The sequence below is a fragment of the Streptomyces hamibioticus genome (assembly GCF_047946815.1).
Taxonomy (GTDB): domain Bacteria; phylum Actinomycetota; class Actinomycetes; order Streptomycetales; family Streptomycetaceae; genus Streptomyces.
Map to the genome: position 1 here is coordinate 4,794,081 of NZ_JBKKQY010000001.1, position 16,780 is coordinate 4,810,860.

Genomic DNA, 16,780 nt, shown 5'->3' on the forward strand with positions numbered 1-16,780 from the left:
GAGTGGCTCGGGGGTGTCGGTTCTGGCGGGCGCGCGGAATTCCGGGCGGCTCACCCGACCGGTGCAGTCGGACAGGGCGTAGTACGACAAATATGCACAAGCTGGGTGCGGTGTCCCGCGAACCGCCCCGGAGGTCCATGTGCCGCGCCAGCTCCCCCTGAGGCGACTTCCCCGAGAGGCCCTCAAGGGCCTCGGTGGCGTGGGGCGCCGGGCGAGTCGCGGAGGGCGCCGGGCGAGCGGCGAGGGACGCCGGGCCGACGGGAACCCGCCCCGGACCGGGCTGCGCAGGACGGCCGCCGTGGCCACCACCATGTCGGCACTGGCCGCGACCTCCCTGGTGGCCGCGCCCTCGGTCGCCGAGCCATTCTCGCCCGAACCCTGCGCCCTGGAGCGGACCGACGCCCACCACTCCGAGGGTCTGGACACCTGGAACGCCGCCTATCCGCGGCCGACGCGCGCCCTGGACGCGGTGATGGTGTTCCTGTCCTTCCCGGACTCCCGGCCCCTGACCGCACCGCTGGAACTGGCCGCCGACCACTTCCCGGCCACCACCCACTTCTTCCAGCGGGCCTCCTACGGCAAGTTCACGCTCCGCCCGCACCCCCTGCAGCACTGGGTGCCCATGCCGCGCCCGTCGACGGCGTACGCCATACAGCGCGACTGGGACGCCCCGAGCCGCGCCGCCTACCTGCGCGACGCGCTGGCCGCGGCGGACCGGCACGTGGACTTCTCCCGCTACGACATCGTCTACTTCGTCGCCGACCCGGACGCGCCCGGCGTGGACTCGGACGCCACGAAGGTCGTCAATCTCGACACCCCGATGCGGGCGGACGGCACCGACATCCGGCGGGTCGTCACCGTCTTCGAGAACCACCCGCCGGACCGCCTGGTCCTGGCCCACGAGACGGGGCACGTCCTGGACCTGCCCGACCTGTACCACCGGCCGGCCGACGGCAAGGGCGACTGGGACACCTATGTCGGGGACTGGGACCTGATGGGCAGCCAGTTCGGCCTGGCCCCCGACCTGTTCGGCTGGCACAAGTGGAAGCTGGGCTGGCTGGAGTCCCGGCAGGTGGTCTGCGTGCGGGGCTCGGAGCCGACGCGGCTGACGCTGGAGCCGCTGGGGGCCGGGCCCGGGGTGCCGGTGACGGGCGCCGCCGGGGCGCCGGCCTTCGGGCTCGGCCGGGGCACCAAGCTGGCGGTGGTGCGCACCGGTGCCCGGAGCGCGCTGGCCTTCGAGGCGCGCGGCCCGGTGGGCAGCGACATCGGCGCCTGCCGGGCGGGGGTGCTGGTGTACCGGGTGCACAGCGGGGCTCCGTCCGGCGGCGGGCCGATCGAGGTGATCGACGCCCATCCGCGTACCTCGGCGTGCTGGGAGGGCTCGGTCTACCCGCCGCTCGCGGACGCGCCCGTCGGGCTCGGGGAGAGCTTCACGGTGCCGGGGGAGGGCGTGCGGGTGGAGGTGGCGGGGCGGACGGTGTCCGGGGCCTGGACGGTGACGATCACGCCGGGGCGCCCGGTGTGAGGATGCCCGGCCGGTGGGCGTGCGGGGGGCGCGGAACGGGCGCGCGGAGGGCACGGAAAAGACCCCCCGCTTGCGCGAGAGGCCTTCTCGTGTCGTGCGCCGCCAGGGACTCGAACCCCGGACCCGCTGATTAAGAGTCAGCTGCTCTAACCAACTGAGCTAGCGGCGCCTGCTGACGTCGTAGACCTTAGCACCCTGCTCGGCGGGAGGAAAAATCGATATCCGCACGGCCGCGCGGGCCGCCCGGACGGCCGCCCACAGCAGGACCTCGGGGCCCGGCAGCCAGGGCTGACGGGTGTCGGGGGCGACCAGCCAGCGGGAACCGGAACCCGGGCGGGCGGGCGTCCCGGCGACGGCCGGGACGGTCACCGCGTCCCCGGTGCCGTGGCACAGCAGCGACGGCACCGTGCCGGTACGGCCGCCCCACTCCTCCCACTCCAGCAGCGAGGGCAGCCGCTGGGCCGTGCCGGGCGCGGCGAACAGCAGCATCCGGCCCCGTAGCTCGGCCACCGGCCCCGAGCCCGGGCCCTCGGCCCACAGCCGGTCCAGCATCCGGCGCCCGAACATCGCCGAGGCGCTGACCACGTCGAAGGCGGAACCGCAGGGCAGCACCACCGGGGCGTCCGGCCGCTCCTCCCACAGGGCGAGCGTGCTGCGCGGGTACGGGCCGGCCGAGGCCAGCCAGGCGGCGCCGTCCGAAGTGACGTGGGAGACGTTCGGTGTGCTGCTCATGGGGTCCACATCTACCCCCGGTGAGCAGTCCGTTCCGCTGGGTTGCCGGAATCCGGGACAGGAGGGGGAGGCGAGGAGTATCTTGCCCGCCTGGCATATGCCGGGCGTGGGTGGGAGGCGGACTCACACCGGGTCGACGTGCCCCCGGCTGCCCTCGGCGCCCCGCATCAGATCACGCCCGAACTCCACCATCTTCTTGGCGTAGTCCTCGGTCCACTCGGCCCGCTCGGCGATGTCCGCGGTCGTCAGCCGGTCGAACCGCCGCGGGTCGGCGAGCTGCGCCGCCGCCACCGCCTGGAACTCCATGGCGCGGTCCGCCGCCACGCGGAACGCCTCCGTCAGCTCCGTCGCGCGCTCCAGCAGCGCCCGCGGGTCGTCGATCGACTCCAGGTCGAAGAAGTGCTCCGGGTCCGCGGCCGCCGCCGCGGGCTCGAAGAGCAGGGGCGCGGGGCGTAGCCGCGGTTCGTTCGGACGCGGCGTGGGCTCCGCCATGTCTTCTCCTCACTCGTACGTCGCGCGTGACCCTCGCCCCGCGAGCGGGGGCACTCCGGTGGAGCGGGCCACCGTCCATTGTCCCGCGCCCGCGCAAGGGGGCATCGAGGACCACTCGCGCCCCCTACGGCCGCCAGGGCACGGCGTGCCGGGACAGGTGGGCGAGGACCGCGTGGTTGGCCTCCCAGCCGTCCGGGAACTTCACCACCGTGCCCAGCTGGACCGGCTCCGTGGACGGGTAGTCGTCCAGGAGGGCGTCCACACCCGCTCGGCAGACGACGACGCAGGCGTGCCGGTGCCGGGAGGCCAGGACGCACAGGCGGCCGGTCTCCAGGTGGAAGGCGGTGGCGTCGGGGCGGCCGGAGAGCGGATGCAGGACGACCGTCACGTCGTACTCGCGGCCCTGCAGCCGGTTCGCCGTGTCGACGGTCACGTCGGTGACGCCCAGCTCCGCCAGCGCCGCGCGCACCGCGGCCGCCTGGTCCCGGTGCGCCGTGCCGACGGCGATCCGCCCGGCGGCCAGCGGCACCGGGTCGGGCGAGCGCTCCGACGTCGCCGCGCCGTCCCGGTCCAGCAGGCGCCGGACCACCGTCGCCACCGCCCGCACCGCCTCCGGGTCCGTGCGCGGGGTGTGCCGCGCGGGCAGTTCCAGCAGGCCCCAGCCGGAACGGGCCGCCTCGTCGATCACCCGGTCCGGGGCGGACCCGTCCGACGGCACCGCGAAGGCGAGGCTCCGGTCGCCGTGGCCGGTGCCGCTGCGGAACGGCGTGTACGGGTAGAACGCGTCCGAGACCAGGGGGGCCGCCGACGCCGGGAGCCGCCAGGAAACCGGCAGGCGGTGCTGGGGCAGGCCCGGGTTGTGGGCCAGCAGGGTCGTCACCGCCGACGCCGACGGGTCGTACGACAGGCCCGCCCACTGCTCGCTGCCCACGGTCGCGAACGGGTCCAGCTGCCCCGGGTCGCCCACGAACAGCGCCCGCTCGAACAGCCCGGCCACGGCCAGCAGCGAGTCCGACCGCATCTGGTACGCCTCGTCCACGATCGCGTGCCGCCACGGCTCGTCGACCTTCACGTGCGCCCACTTCGCGGCGGTGGACAGCACGACGTCGAGACCGGCGAGGTCGGAGGCCTTCGCCGACTTGCGCACGTTGGGCAGGTCGTCCAGCGCCTTGTCGTACGGGTCCGCGTCACTGCTGTGCAGCCGGCCCACCGGCAGCTCGGGGTTCTTCTCGGCGAGCCGCAGCACCAGGTCGTCGACCTGGGCGTTGGTCTGCGCGACGACCATCAGCGGGCGCCCCGCCTCGGCCAGCTCCAGCGCCGCCCGGACCACCAGGGTGGACTTGCCGGCGCCCGGTGGGGAGTCGACGACCACGCCGCGCTCGGTGCCGTGCAGGGTGTCGTGGAGGATCGCGGCGGTGGCGCGGCCCGCCTCGGCGCCCGGGTCGAACGCGGCGCCCGGGGCGGCGGTGGCCTCGGCGGTCACGGTCACAGCACATCCTCCTCGGTCATCGGATCGGCGGGTTCGGGCACCGGGTCCTCACCGGGCGGCCCGCCGTGGGTCCACGGCGTCCGCTCCCGGTCGGGCAGCTTCGCGCCGCCGCGCTGCTCGTGCTCGAAGAGGGTGAAGCAGACCCGGTCGCCCTTCTCCGGCACCGACCCGGCCTCCGGCTCCCGGCCGCGGCCCATCCTGTCGACGATCCGGAGGACGTACACGCCCTCGTCCTCCTGCCCGGCGAACTCCGCCGCCTGCGGCTTCCCGCCCAGCGACCGGTACACCTTCACCCGCTCGCCGAGCTGCGGCCGGTCGTCGGTGCGGACCGTGACCAGCGGACGCGGGCTGGGCCGCCTGCTCTCGCTGTACGCCATGACCACATCCGTGACCTCGCCCGCGAACGCCTCCCCGGCCAGCCGCCGCCCGGCCATCACCAGCGGATCGTCCAGCGCCTCCTGCGCCTCCAGCCGGGCCTGCTCGCGCTCGCGGGTGGCGAGCTTGTTCGCCGCCGTCACCGCGTCGTCGTGGCGCGGCTGCGGCGGCTCGCCCGCGGCGATCCGGTCCCGGTGCCCGGTGAACGACCAGCGGTCGCGGGTCCACCGCTCCTCGACGTGCGCGCCGGCCGGCAGCTCCCGCAGCAGCTCCAGGCCGCGCCACACCGCGTCCCAGGCCGGCCGGGTGTGCCCGGCGACCAGGTCGCGGATCTCCCGCTCGGCGGCGGCCAGCGCACCGAGCCGCTCGTCGGCCGCCGGCCCGTCCTCGGCGGCGGCCAGCGCGGTGCGGGCCCGGTCGTACCGCTCGACGGCCGGGGCGAGCCGCTTGTTGTCGAACGCCGGGTCGGTCGCCGGTCCGGCGGGCGGGCACAGCAGCTGGCCGTCGGCGTCCCGGGCCAGCTCCGCCCGCAGCGCCTCCTCGGCACCCACGGCCCCCTCGGGCGGGTCGATCCAGGCGAGCAGCGCCGCCAGGTGCTGGTCCTCCAGCGTGGACTGGCCGGTCGCCCAGTGCCGGCCCAGCAGGTCGGTCATGGCCAGCAGCAGCGAGGAGCCGGGCACCCTCGCCCGCTCCCCGTAGTGGGTCAGCCACCGGCCGAGCAGCGGCACGCGCGGCGGCGCGGGGTGCGGCGCCTCGGGGTCCTGCTCGGCCGTACGCCGGAACCGCATGGAGCGGCCGAGCAGCCGTACGAAGTCGATGCCCGCGCGGCTGGGCACGATCAGCTGCGCGGCGTCCGCGCACAGGTCGACCTCGACCTTGACCCGTTTGCCGGTCTCCGGGTCGGTCTCGGTGCGCTCGGCGGCCTCGACGGCGTCGGCGTACGACTCCACGTACGGCAGCACGATGTCCGCCAGCTCGGCCAGGAACGCGAACCGGAGGTCGCGGTCCCGCGGCTGCGGCACCACCAGCAGGTGCGGCGCGTCCCGGTCGGTGCCGACCAGCGCGCCGAGCGGGGCGCCGGCCTCACCGGCGGTGGTGAGCGGAACGAACACCAGCGGCCGGTCGGACAGGTGCCGGTGCCGCACCGTGGCGGTGGGCCGGGCGCGGCCGGCCCGCACGGCCTCCAGCCGGGCCAGCGTCGTGATCAGTGACACGCCGTCGCCCCCGACGCCATCGCCCCCGGCGCCGCCGTCTCCAGCGCCTCCGCCCGCAGCGCCGCCGCCCGGCGCAGCGCCGCCACCGCCGGGTCGTCCGGATCCCCGGCCTCGCCGCGGGCCGCCGCCAGGACGTCATCGACCGTGGCCAGACCGCCCAGTTCCGCCCGCACGGAGCGGCCGAGGCCGGTCACCGCGCCGGCCTCGCGGGACCGGGCGCGGCAGTGGAAGGCCAGCTCGCACGCCGACAGGCACTCGGGCGCGTACGTCGCCGGAACCGCCTCGACCGCGGCCGTCAGCTCCTCGGCCGGCAGGTCGGGGGAGAAGCACGTGCCCTCGGGGAGGGCGTCGGCGATCTCCTCGATCCGGGTGAGCCGGGCCAGCTGGCGCCCGGTCACCGCGCGCTGTTTGCGGACGTCGACGGCGGAGGCGGTGGGCAGGTTGGAGAAGTCCTTGGGGCACACGAGCAGGACCCGGTGGCGCACGCGCGGAGCCGGGTCCAGCCTGGCCGCGACCTCCTCCAGCGCCAGCACGTACACCGCCGCCTGCCGGGCCGCGGCGCCGACCTTCGCCGGGTCCGCTGAGCCGTCCAGCATCGGGAACGACTTGATCTCCACGACCGTCCAGCTGCCGTCGGGGTGCACCACCACCGCGTCCGGCTCCAGGAAGGCGGGGGAGCCCGCCACGTCGAGGGCGACCATCGGGTGGTCCAGCAGGGTCCAGGCACCGGACGCGGTGGCCTCCCGCAGCGCCAGCGCCGTACGCGCCGCGCGCCCCTCCGGGCCGGTCGCGGAGAGGTCGGGCACCGCCGCGCCCCCGGGCGGCTCGGCACCCCGGTCCAGCTTCTCGTGCACCAGCCGCAGCAGCTCCGTGCCGCCGTCCGCCTTGACCCGCGCCTCGAAGGCGTTGCCCCGCATGAACGCGAACTGCGACTGCCCGAAGACCGACGGCGCGCCCAGCGCGCTCGCCAGCGCCGCCTTGTTCACCCCCGCGCCGTCGAGGATCGCCCGCCGTCTGCACCCGGGGTTGGCGGCGAGGGCGGCCAGGGCGCGGGCGTCCAGCGCCTTGGCCGGTACGTCGGGACCCCGCAGCTCAGCGAGCCGGTGCCGGAGTGCCGTCCCCCGCTTCCGCGGGTGCGGTGTCCGGCTCGGCTCCGGACGGGAACCGCTGGTCGCGCTGCCGTGGAATTCGCTCACCCGCGGAAGTCTGGCATCCGCCACTGACAATCGGGGAAACCGCGTCGGCCGGGGCCGGTGCGACGGGTGTGCCGCCGGGCGTCACCGACCGTGCGGCGATCCGCGCCCGCACCCGGTCGGCGTACCGCATGACGTGCGGCGTCAGCAGCAGCCCCGCGCCCATCACGGCGGCGCCGGCCACGGCGTCGAGGAAGTAGTGGTTGGCGGTGCCCATGACCACGATCGTGGTCACCAGCGGGTAGACGACGGCCGCCGCCTTCGCCGCGCGCGTGCCGCCGTACCGCCACAGGATCACGCCGCACCACAGCGCCCAGCCGACGTGCAGGCTCGGCATGGCCGCGTACTGGTTGGTCATCCCGCCCAGTCCGCGCGGCGCGCTCGCCTCGCCGCCCCACCAGCCGTACGAGCTGTAGAACGCCATGGTGTCGACGAAGCCGTGGCTCGGGTCCAGCAGCCGCGGCGGGCAGGTCGGCAGCAGGGTGAAACCGATCAGGCCGATGAACGTGGACGTCATCAGCCAGGTGCGGGCCGCGCGGTAGCGCACGGTGCGGGAGCGGAACAGCCAGATGAGGACCGCCGGGGTCACCAGGTAGTGCAGCGACGCGTACCAGAAGTCGGCCGGTATGCCGAGCCAGGGCTCGCTGGTGAAGAGACGGTTCAGCGGGTGCTCGGCGTTGAGGTGGAAGGCCTTCTCGACGCGCAGGATCGCCAGGCCGTGGTCGACGGCGTCGGAGACGTCGCCGCGCACGAGCAGCCGGCCGACGGAGTAGCAGGCGTAGACGAGGAGGATCAGCGGCAACTCGGTCCACCAGCGCGGCCGGGCCCACGGGGCAGTCGCCTCGGTGCCCGGTCTCCCCGGTATCTCGGTGTCCCGCATCCGATCGCCCTCCCCCTTCGTCTCACGCACCCCGACCAGGCCGGGCGTGCCACTCTACGGCGTAGGGCGCCCTCGTTCGCGGGGCGCCTCGGCCCTGATAGACGCTGGGATCGCCCCCCGGGTTGCTCCTGCACAGGGTGCGCGATGATGGAGGGGCTTCGCTCGACATTTCTTCCGGAAGGCGGCCCCCTCCATGGCACCGCGCATCCTGCTGGCCCGGCACGGACAGACCGAGTGGTCGCTGTCCGGCAAGCACACCGGCCGGACCGATGTGCCACTGCTGGAGGAGGGCCGCCGCGGCGCCAAGCTGCTCGGCGAGCGCCTGCACCGGGCGCCGTTCGACGGCCTGTCCGGTGCCGAGGTGCGCACCAGCCCGCTCTCCCGCGCGCGTGAGACGTGCGAACTCGCCGGGTTCGGCGACCGCGCCCGCACCTGGGACACGCTGATGGAGTGGGACTACGGGACGTACGAGGGCATGACCCCGGCCCAGATCCAGGCCGCCCGGCCGGGCTGGCTGATCTGGCGCGACGGCGTCCCGGAGGGGGAGAGCCTGGCGGACGTCACCGCGCGCGCGGACGAGGTGGTGGAGTGGGCCCGCGCGGCCGACCGCGACGTGCTGGTCTTCGCCCACGGGCACATCCTGCGCTCCATCGGCGCCCGCTGGCTGGGCCTGCCGCTGGACTTCGCGGCGCGCATACGCCTGAACCCGACGTCGCTGTCGGTGCTGGGCTGGGCCTACGGGGAGCCGGCGATCGAGAACTGGAACGACGTGGGGCACCTGGCGGGCTAGCCGCGGCAAGGGCGAGCGCCGGGGCACCCCCTCAGGGGGAGGCGCCACGCCGCGCCCGGCCGCGCGCGCCTCCCCCGCAGCGCACCGTCACCACCTCACGCGGGCCGCGGCAGCGAGGCGTGCCGCTCCAGGAACGCCGACACCCCCGAAGCCCGCCGGTGAGGCGCCAGCACCCGTGCCGTCCCGCCCAGCATCGTCTGCACCCGCGACGACTGGACCTCGCCCAGCAGATCCAGCACCCGCATCCCGGCCGCCGCCGCCTCGTCGGGCCGTCCGCCGCGCGCGAGGTCGTCGGCCAGCTCGGCCGAGTACAGCGCGATGTTCCGGGTGAAGTGCGGGTCCTGCAGATCGGCGGCCCGCCGCGCGTGCCGGGCGGCCCGAGGCCAGTCGCCCAGCGTCGACCAGCACTGCGCCTCCAGCCCCTCCAGCTCCGCCTCCCCGTAGAAGCTCATCCACTCGGGGTCGGCGTCCGAGGGCCCCCGCTCGAAGAGGGCCTGGGCGCGGGCCAGCGCCTGCGCGCAGCCGGCCCGGTCGGCGAGTCCCGCCCAGCCGCCCGCCTCGCGCAGCGCCAGCAGGGACATCAGGCGGGCAGAGCCCAGGGGGCGCGCGGCGCGTTGCGCGGCCTGGGCGGCCCGGACCGCCTCGCGCGGCCGGCCCGCGTCCCGCGCGAGGAACGCCGTGTTGCAGAAGGCGTGGGCCTCCAGGCCGGGATCCCCGTTCATCCGGGCGGTCGCGAGGGCCTCCGCGTAGTGCGAGCGGGCGTCGTCGAAGCGTCCGGAGTCATGGGCCAGCCAGCCCACGGAGATGGCCAGTTCACCGGCGCCCGAGTAGAGCCGGTCCGCCGTCGTCTGCCGGGTCGCCCCGGCGTCCAGCAGCGCGTACGCCGTGCGCAGCGGGGCCGCCGCGCGCCGGTAGAGACCGTCGGCGCCGTGCCGGTCGTCGAGCAGCCGGATCCGGCGGACGGCTTCTTCCAGGGCGCCCGCGTCGCTCGCCCCGGGGCGGCGCGCCGGGCCTGGAACCGCGGCGGCCTCCCGGGCGAGGCCCAGCGGGCCCAGCGAGGCGGCGGCCACCGTGGCGCCCCCGCCGGTCATGAATGCGCGACGCAGCACGTCGCTCTCCTCGTAGTTGTCGTGCGTGATGTACGGGTCCGGCGTGTCATACGTCGCGTGCGCCGCGCGCGTTTCACGGGCGGCGCGTGCCCGGCGCCCGCGTACCGACGAGCGGGGCGCGAACCCCAGGTCGGTGAGCGTGCGGCCGGGGAACATGTGCAGGAACACCCGTTCGTACGCGTAGTTGGGGCAGCGGATCTCGCCCGACTCGACGCGGCCGATGTACCGAGCGTCACAGCTGACGCGCTCGCCGATCTCCCGTGCGGCCCGGCGGACCGCCGCCGCGAACTCGGCCGGCGAGCGCTGTCCGCGCAACCGCCGGAAGGCGAGGTTCGGCTGCGGTGGCCGTTCGGGCTGGGGGGAGGTCACCGTTGACGACGCCATGGCCGGGCCCTCTCGTGCGAACCGTCGAACCATGCCGGGCTCAGGGCGAGTTGTCGGGGTGATGACATGATCGACCCGTTTGCCGCCCTGTTTCCGGCGAGCAAGAACGTACCTGCTGTGACGGACCCGCCACGCGGTGTTTGGCTACAAACCGGATATCTCATCCGTCATCTGCCATGAAGTGCCATCCTTTACGGCCGACTTGTGCCGTAGCCGTTGACGGTCTGCCGCGTTGCACAGAGTGGACCGGGAGGCCCCCGACTCCCGACCGCTCGTCCGAGGAGGGGTTCCGTGGTGGAGGCCGGGATGGATACCAGCCGGATCAGCAGTCTCCGTAGTGCCTGTGACGCCTGTGACGTGGTGACCGTTCCGACGCGCCAAGGGCTGGAGGCCGTCGACATCCTCAGACGAGCAGCCGGTGACGGGGTGGGGCCCGTGCTGCACGACGACGGCTGCGGCACCCTCGGCTTCCTGGTCCCGCCGGGGACGGCCGCCGCGTGGGACGTGCCGGGGAGTACGTGCACGGAGACCGACGGGCGGGGCCTGAGACTCGCCCCCCTTCCCCCGGTGGAGGGCTCGGACTGGCTGGTGCCGCCCGGTGAGGCGGACCTCGCGACCGACCCGGCCGTGCTGCGGGCCGCGCTCGGCGAGGCGGCCCGGCTGCTGGAGGCCGCGGACAACTGCCGCTGACTTCCGGCGTGGGCCCCCGACGGCCCCCCGACGCGGGCCTCCGACGCGGGCCCAATGCCGACAATGCCGCTCCTCGGCGCCGGCCTCCGACGCTGCCTCTCGGCGCCGGCCCCCGACGCCGCCCCTGACGCCGACCGCCAAGTCGACGCCTTCTCACGCCGACGACTCCTCCCGTCGGCGTACTCTCATGTCGCCCCTCGCCCCTCGCACCCTCGCACCCTCGCCGCCTTGGCTCCGTCGCCCCCCCCTGCGTCGGAGCCGCCGAACCCCGCTCCGCCCCGCCCCGCCCCGTCCCGCGATAATGGACCGGTGGGAAGGACCAGGAAGCCCCGGCGCGGGCGCGATGCCGCGGATGTCGTCGTCGAGGACGTCGACGGCGGGCGCGCCGAGCTGATCCCCGACCGGGACCGGGCGCGCGCCTGGACGCTGCTCATCGACGGCGCCCCGCAGTCGCACGTCGACCTCGACGACCCGGCCCACCTGTCCTTCGAGTACCAGCGCCGCATCGGCCACGTCATCGACCTGGCCGCCCCGCCGGGCAGACCCGTCCACGCCGTGCACCTCGGGGGCGGCGGCTTCACCCTCGCCCGCTACGTCGCCGCCACCCGCCCCCGCTCCACCCAGCAGGTCGTCGAGCGGGACGCGGCCCTCGTCCAACTGGTCCGCCGCGAACTGCCGCTGAACCCCGGCGCCCGCGTCCGGGTGCGTTCCGCCGACGCCCGCGCCGGGCTCGCCAAGGTGCCGGACGGCTGGGCCGACCTGGTCGTGGCGGACGTGTTCAGCGGCACTCGCACCCCGGCCCACCTGACCTCGACCGAGTTCCTCGACGAGGTCCGCCGGGCGCTCGCCCCCGGAGGGGTCTTCGCCGCCAACCACGCCGACGGCCCGCCGCTCGCCCACCTGCGCGGCCAGATCGCCACCGCGGCCGCCCGCTTCCCGGAACTGGCCCTGATCGCCGACCCGGCCGTGCTGCGCGGCAAACGCTTCGGCAACGCGATCCTCGTCGCCTCCGGCCAGCCGCTGCCGGTCGCCGAACTGACCCGCCGGGCCGCCTCCGACGCGCAGCCCGCCCGGGTGGAACACGGCCGGGCGCTGACCGACTTCACCGGCGGCGCCGCCCCCGTGACGGACGCCGTGGCGGTGGCCTCACCGGCGGCGCCCGCGTCGGTCTTCCGGTGAGGCCGCGGCCGCGGGGAGCGCCGGCGGGCGACCTCGGCCCTCGTCCGACACGAGGGCGGCGGGGTCAGTAGCTTCCGGTCTCCACCCGCGGCGGCCCGTCGTGCCAGGTGCAGAACACCGACACCCGGTCCGCGCCCGAGGCGAACTCCACCCGGATCCACGACTCCGTCTTCCACACCTGCATCGACCAGCCGGCCTCCGGCGCGGCGGACACCAGGGTCGCGGACGTCTCGCCGAGGTCGAACACCGCGCGCCCGCCGTCGGTGTCGTAGCCCTTCACCCGCCCGGAGGCGGTGGGGGACGGGCCGGGCGCCTCGGGGGCGGTGCCGTCCGGGGCGCGGGACGGCGCCGGGCCGGGCTCGCGCCGGGGCGTCCCGCTCGGCGACGGCGATGGAGACGACGACTGCGACCGGCCGGCCGACGGCGACCGCCGTGCCGTGGCGGAGGCCAGCGGCTCCGAGCCCTGCGCGGCCGCCTCGGCACCCTTGATGGGCAGGGCGCGGGGCGGGTCGTACGCCGTGCCCGCCATGACCGTGTGGACACCCCACCACGACAGCGTGACCGCCGCGCCGGTGGCGAGCAGCCAGGCCAGTACGTGTACGAGTCCTCTGCGCATCGCCGCCATACTGCCTCACACGTCCCACGCGTGTCGCCCGAGCGGAGTTGTCCCCAGGCCCGCACCGGGCTTGTCCGCATGGCGTACGGTGCCGCCCATGGCAAGTGTGCTCGTGGTCGAGGACGACCAGTTCGTACGCTCGGCGCTCATCCGGCACCTGACCGACGCCGCGCACACGGTGCGCAGTGTCGGCACGGCGCTGGAGGCGCTGCGCGAGGTCGCCCATCACCGTTTCGACGTCGTCGTCCTGGACCTCGGACTGCCCGACCTCGACGGTTCCGAGGCCCTGAAGATGCTGCGCGGCATCACCGACGTGCCGGTGATCGTCGCCACGGCCCGGGACGACGAGACGGAGATCGTCCGGTTGCTGAACGCCGGGGCGGACGACTACCTCACCAAGCCGTTCTCCGTGGAGCACCTGTCCGCGCGGATGGCGGCCGTGCTGCGCCGCGCTCGGTCCGGCGCCGGCGAGGCAGCGCCGTCGACCGTGCTCCGGGTCGGCGGCCTCACCGTCGACCCGCTGCGCCGCCAGGCCGAGCTGGACGGCGTCCGACTGGACCTGACCCGCCGCGAGTTCGACCTGCTCGCCTTCCTGGCCCGCCGCCCCGGCGTGGTCGTGCCCCGCAGGGAGCTGCTCGCCGAGGTGTGGCAGCAGTCGTACGGCGACGACCAGACCATCGACGTCCATCTGTCCTGGCTGCGGCGGAAGCTGGGCGAGACCGCCGCGTCGCCCCGCTATCTGCACACCCTGCGCGGGGTCGGCGTGAAGCTGGAGCCACCGGCCGTCGAGCCGTCCGGAGCGGAGCCGTCGCGATGAGATGGGCCCTGGTCAAGGTCTCGCTCGCGGTCACCGCGATGGTCGTGATCGCGTTCGCGGTCCCGCTCGGACTCGTCATCCGCGAGATGGCCCGGGACCGCGCCTTCTCCAGCGCCGAGCGGGAGGCGGCGGCGGTCGCGCCCGCCCTGTCCATCACCACCGACCGGGACCAGCTGGAGCGGGTGGTCGCCTCCGCCGGTTCCGGGGGCGCCGGGCTGGCCGTGCACATACCCGCCTCCGGCCGGGACGGCGACCGGGTCGACATCGGGCGGCAGCGCGCCACCGAAGAGGACATCGCGGCCGTACGCGACATGGGCCGCGCCTCCACCACGGAGGTGACCGGCGGGTCCACCCTGCTCCAGCCGGTCGCCCTCAGCTCCGGCGAGATCGCGGTGGTCGAGGTCTACGTCCCCGAGTCCGAGGTCACCAACGGCGTCGGCACCGCCTGGGCGGTGCTCGCCGCGGTCGGGGCCGCGCTGATCGTCGGCTCGGTCGCGGTCGCCGACCGGCTCGGCGTCCGGATGGTGCGGCCGGCGCGGCGCCTCGTCGAGGGCGCGCAGGAACTGGGCGAGGGAAAGCTGGGCGCGCGGGTGCCGGAGGAGGGGCCGAGCGAACTGCGGCTCGCGGCCGTCGCGTTCAACTCCATGGCCGACCAGGTCGTCCAGCTCCTCGCCAACGAACGGGAGCTGGCGGCCGACCTGTCGCACCGGCTGCGCACCCCGCTGACCGTGCTCCGGCTGAACGCCGCCTCGCTCGGCGACGGCCCGGCCGCCGAGCAGACCCGGACCGCCGTGGAACAACTGGAGCGCGAGGTCGACACCATCATCCGCACGGCGCGGGACGCCAAGCCGCAGACGACCGCGGCCGGCCCCGGCACCGGGTGCGACGCCGCCGAGGTGGTCCGCGAACGGATGGCGTTCTGGTCGGCGCTCGCCGAGGACGAGGGCCGCAAGTGGCGGATGGCCGGCGCGGACCGGCCGGTGCGCATACCCGTGGCCCGCGCGGACCTGGCGGCGGCCCTGGACGCCCTGCTCGGCAACGTCTTCCGGCACACTCCGGAAGGCACCGCCTTCGCCGTTGACGTGCACAACGGCGAGGAGGCGGTGATCGTCCTGGTGTCGGACGCCGGCCCCGGCATACCCGACCCCGAGGCGGCGATGGCACGCGGCCGGGGCTCGGGCAGCGACGGTTCGACCGGCCTCGGCCTGGACATCGTGCGCCGGCTCGCGGAGTCGACGGGCGGGGACGTGCGCATCGGCTCGTCCGTGCTCGGCGGCACCGAGGTGCGCATCTGGATCCAGCTCGACGGGCGGTCGGCCCCGGTGCGGCGCGGGCACCGGGGCTCCGTGCGACGCCGCCGGCAGCCCCGCCCGAGACCGACGCCCGATCGGCCCCGATCCCTTCCTTGAGCCCGCCCCGAGATCACCGGCCCCCGCCCGGACCAGCCATCCGGTGATCGGCGTCAGCGATGTCGTGTCCGAGGTCTTCGACGTCGACGACGCCGCCCAGCTGGTGGACTTCGCCGAGGCCAAGGGGCTCGGCCGGCTGTCCATGTGGTCCGCGGTCCGCGACAAGGCCCGCCCGGGCGGCCCGAAGCCGGCCGCCGACGCGACGTGCAGCTCCCCGGCCCAGCGGAAGCACGCCTTCGCGAAGGCGTTCGCCGCCCACCGGTGACCCCCAGGGGCGGGGCGCGGCACCCGGTCTCCCGGGCGCCGCCCCCCTGGCTCCGCCTACGCCCCCTGCTCCGCCGTCTCCACCGACGGCAGCGTCCCCGTCCGGGCCGCCTCCCCGTACCACCGGGCACTCGACTTCGGCGTCCGCTCGAGGGTGACGTAGTCGACGTAGACCGCGCCGAACCGCTTCTCGTAGCCGTACGCCCACTCGAAGTTGTCCATCAGGGACCACAGGTAGTAGCCGCGCACGTCCGCCCCGTCGGCGATGGCCCGGCGGACCGCCGACAGATGGCCGTGCAGGTAGGCGATGCGCTCGGGGTCGTGCACCCTGCCGTCCGGGTCGGGCTTGTCGTCGTAGGCGGCGCCGTTCTCGGTGATGTACAGCGGCAGGCCCGGCGCCTCCCGGGTGTAGCGCATGATCAGCTCGTGCAGCCCGGAGGGGTCGATCGTCCAGCCCATCTCCGTGCGCTCACCCGGCGTCTGGTGGAACGCCACGTCGTCCGCCCCCGGCCACGGCGAGTGGTCGCTGGCCCCGTGGCCGTCGGCGCGCGGGCCGCGGGCGTCCGCGTCCCCCGCCGAGACCAGGGCCGGCGTGTAGTAGTTGAGGCCCAGCGCGTCCAGCGGCTGGTGGATCGCCGCCAGGTCGCCGTCCTGCACGTACGCCCAGTCGGTGAGCGAGGCCGTCGACTGCAGCAGGGACTCCGGGTAGGCGCCGTGCAGCAGCGGGCCGTGGAAGACGCCGTTGGCCAGGTCGTCGATGCGCTGCGCCGCCGCCAGGTCCTCCGGCCGCCGGGAGAGCGGGCGCACCACCGAGGAGTTGAGGCTGAGCGCCACCGTGTTGCGGGCCGGCATCACCGAACGCAGGGCCGTCGCGCCCAGCCCGTGCGCCAGGTTCAGGTGGTGGGCCGCGCGCAGGGCCGCCACCGGGTCCGTACGGCCGGGGGCGTGCACCCCGGAGCCGTAGCCGAGGAAGGCGCTGCACCACGGCTCGTTGAGCGTGATCCACTGCTCCACGCGGTCGCCGAGCGCCGCGCCGACGATCTCCGCGTACTCCGCGAACCGGTACGCCGTGTCCCGCTCCGGCCAGCCGCCCGCGTCCTCCAGCTCCTGCGGCAGGTCCCAGTGGTAGAGGGTGACGGCCGGCTTGATGCCGTGCGCGAGCAGCTCGTCGACCAGCCGGCGGTAGAAGTCCAGGCCGCGCTGGACGGCGGGGCCGCGGCCGGTCGGCTGCACCCGGGGCCAGGAGACGGAGAAGCGGTAGGCGTTCAGGCCCAGCTCCGCCATCAGGGCCACGTCCTCGCGGTACCGGTGGTAGTGGTCGACAGCGATGTCACCGGTCTCGCCGCCGGCCGTCCTGCCGGGCGTATGGCTGAAGGTGTCCCAGATCGACGGGGTGCGGCCGTCCTCCCGCACCGCGCCCTCGATCTGGTACGCCGAGGTCGCGGCGCCCCAGAGGAAGGCGGGAGGGAAGGTGACCGGGGACACCGGAGTTGCGGACTCAGGCATGGAAGCGCTCCCAACGGAGGTCGTGAAGACCGACGGGCGAAGAGGACGCCGACGGCACAGGAAGGGGAAGGGGAAGAGGGGGGAGGGACTGGGGAGGGACGGAGGGGAAGCAGGGC

General features: G+C 75.3%; 15 protein-coding genes, 1 tRNA gene and 1 pseudogene. 7 read left to right on the plus strand and 10 right to left on the minus strand.

The window, feature by feature from the left end:
* Positions 1–310: 310 nt before the first annotated feature.
* Positions 311–1,525, plus strand: a complete 1,215-nt coding sequence (locus ACLGIH_RS21835) for a M6 family metalloprotease domain-containing protein (RefSeq protein WP_416529445.1) — start codon at positions 311–313, stop codon at positions 1,523–1,525.
* 95 nt (positions 1,526–1,620) lie between these two features.
* On the opposite strand, the gene ACLGIH_RS21840 is transcribed toward ACLGIH_RS21835, so the two are convergent.
* The 7 genes from ACLGIH_RS21840 to ACLGIH_RS21870 all read right to left on the minus strand — a co-directional run bounded on the left by ACLGIH_RS21840 (position 1,621) and on the right by ACLGIH_RS21870 (position 7,900).
* Positions 1,621–1,694, minus strand: a tRNA-Lys gene (locus ACLGIH_RS21840).
* A complete protein-coding gene (locus tag ACLGIH_RS21845; protein WP_416526950.1) occupies positions 1,685–2,257 on the minus strand; it encodes a bifunctional DNA primase/polymerase in 573 nt (190 codons plus the stop codon). The genes ACLGIH_RS21840 and ACLGIH_RS21845 overlap by 10 nt, the downstream gene beginning before the upstream one ends.
* 123 nt (positions 2,258–2,380) lie before the next feature.
* Positions 2,381–2,749 (minus strand): hypothetical protein, encoded by a 369-nt coding sequence (locus tag ACLGIH_RS21850; protein ID WP_416526951.1) that lies wholly within the window; start codon positions 2,747–2,749, stop codon positions 2,381–2,383.
* 124 nt (positions 2,750–2,873) lie between these two features.
* A complete protein-coding gene (locus ACLGIH_RS21855) occupies positions 2,874–4,232 on the minus strand; it encodes an AAA family ATPase (RefSeq protein ID WP_416529446.1) in 1,359 nt (452 codons plus the stop codon).
* A gap of 2 nt (positions 4,233–4,234) precedes the next feature.
* The gene (locus tag ACLGIH_RS21860) at positions 4,235–5,827 is read right to left on the minus strand and encodes a hypothetical protein (protein WP_416526952.1); all 1,593 of its coding nucleotides are present in this window, start codon (positions 5,825–5,827) and stop codon (positions 4,235–4,237) included.
* Entirely contained in the window at positions 5,818–7,023 is a 1,206-nt protein-coding gene (locus tag ACLGIH_RS21865) for a hypothetical protein (protein WP_416526953.1), read from the minus strand. The genes ACLGIH_RS21860 and ACLGIH_RS21865 overlap by 10 nt, the downstream gene beginning before the upstream one ends.
* Positions 6,920–7,900: a phosphatase PAP2 family protein gene (locus ACLGIH_RS21870; protein WP_416526954.1), complete on the minus strand. Its 981-nt coding sequence runs from the start codon at positions 7,898–7,900 to the stop codon at positions 6,920–6,922. The genes ACLGIH_RS21865 and ACLGIH_RS21870 overlap by 104 nt, the downstream gene beginning before the upstream one ends.
* A gap of 193 nt (positions 7,901–8,093) precedes the next feature.
* Here ACLGIH_RS21870 and ACLGIH_RS21875 point away from each other — a divergent pair, with 193 nt between their 5' ends.
* Positions 8,094–8,690: a histidine phosphatase family protein gene (locus ACLGIH_RS21875; protein WP_416526955.1), complete on the plus strand. Its 597-nt coding sequence runs from the start codon at positions 8,094–8,096 to the stop codon at positions 8,688–8,690.
* A 95-nt stretch (positions 8,691–8,785) separates the two neighbouring features.
* On the opposite strand, the gene ACLGIH_RS21880 is transcribed toward ACLGIH_RS21875, so the two are convergent.
* Positions 8,786–10,183, minus strand: a complete 1,398-nt coding sequence (locus ACLGIH_RS21880; protein WP_416526956.1) for an NsdA family TPR-like regulatory protein — start codon at positions 10,181–10,183, stop codon at positions 8,786–8,788.
* A gap of 291 nt (positions 10,184–10,474) precedes the next feature.
* Here ACLGIH_RS21880 and ACLGIH_RS21885 point away from each other — a divergent pair, with 291 nt between their 5' ends.
* Positions 10,475–10,873, plus strand: coding sequence for a hypothetical protein (locus tag ACLGIH_RS21885; protein ID WP_416526957.1), 399 nt, complete (start codon positions 10,475–10,477; stop codon positions 10,871–10,873).
* Positions 10,874–11,182: 309 nt separating this feature from the next.
* Positions 11,183–12,052 carry a spermidine synthase gene (locus tag ACLGIH_RS21890; RefSeq protein ID WP_416526958.1) on the plus strand — a complete coding sequence of 290 codons (870 nt, stop codon included), beginning with the start codon at positions 11,183–11,185 and terminating at the stop codon, positions 12,050–12,052.
* A gap of 64 nt (positions 12,053–12,116) precedes the next feature.
* Here the strand turns inward: ACLGIH_RS21890 and ACLGIH_RS21895 are convergent, their stop codons facing one another.
* Complete coding sequence (locus tag ACLGIH_RS21895; protein ID WP_416526959.1) at positions 12,117–12,668, minus strand: hypothetical protein; 552 nt, start codon at positions 12,666–12,668, stop codon at positions 12,117–12,119.
* 97 nt (positions 12,669–12,765) lie between these two features.
* Here ACLGIH_RS21895 and ACLGIH_RS21900 point away from each other — a divergent pair, with 97 nt between their 5' ends.
* The 3 genes and pseudogenes from ACLGIH_RS21900 to ACLGIH_RS21910 all read left to right on the plus strand — a co-directional run.
* Positions 12,766–13,485, plus strand: a complete 720-nt coding sequence (locus ACLGIH_RS21900) for a response regulator transcription factor (RefSeq protein WP_416526960.1) — start codon at positions 12,766–12,768, stop codon at positions 13,483–13,485.
* A complete protein-coding gene (locus tag ACLGIH_RS21905) occupies positions 13,482–14,894 on the plus strand; it encodes a sensor histidine kinase (RefSeq protein WP_416526961.1) in 1,413 nt (470 codons plus the stop codon). Before ACLGIH_RS21900 ends, ACLGIH_RS21905 begins: the two co-directional genes overlap by 4 nt.
* A 40-nt stretch (positions 14,895–14,934) precedes the next feature.
* A pseudogene (locus ACLGIH_RS21910) lies at positions 14,935–15,159 on the plus strand (cellulose binding domain-containing protein); the annotation flags it as partial.
* A 56-nt stretch (positions 15,160–15,215) separates the two neighbouring features.
* On the opposite strand, the gene ACLGIH_RS21915 reads toward ACLGIH_RS21910, so the two are convergent.
* Positions 15,216–16,664, minus strand: a complete 1,449-nt coding sequence (locus ACLGIH_RS21915; RefSeq protein ID WP_416526962.1) for a GH1 family beta-glucosidase — start codon at positions 16,662–16,664, stop codon at positions 15,216–15,218.
* Between the last annotated feature and the right edge of the window lie 116 nt (positions 16,665–16,780).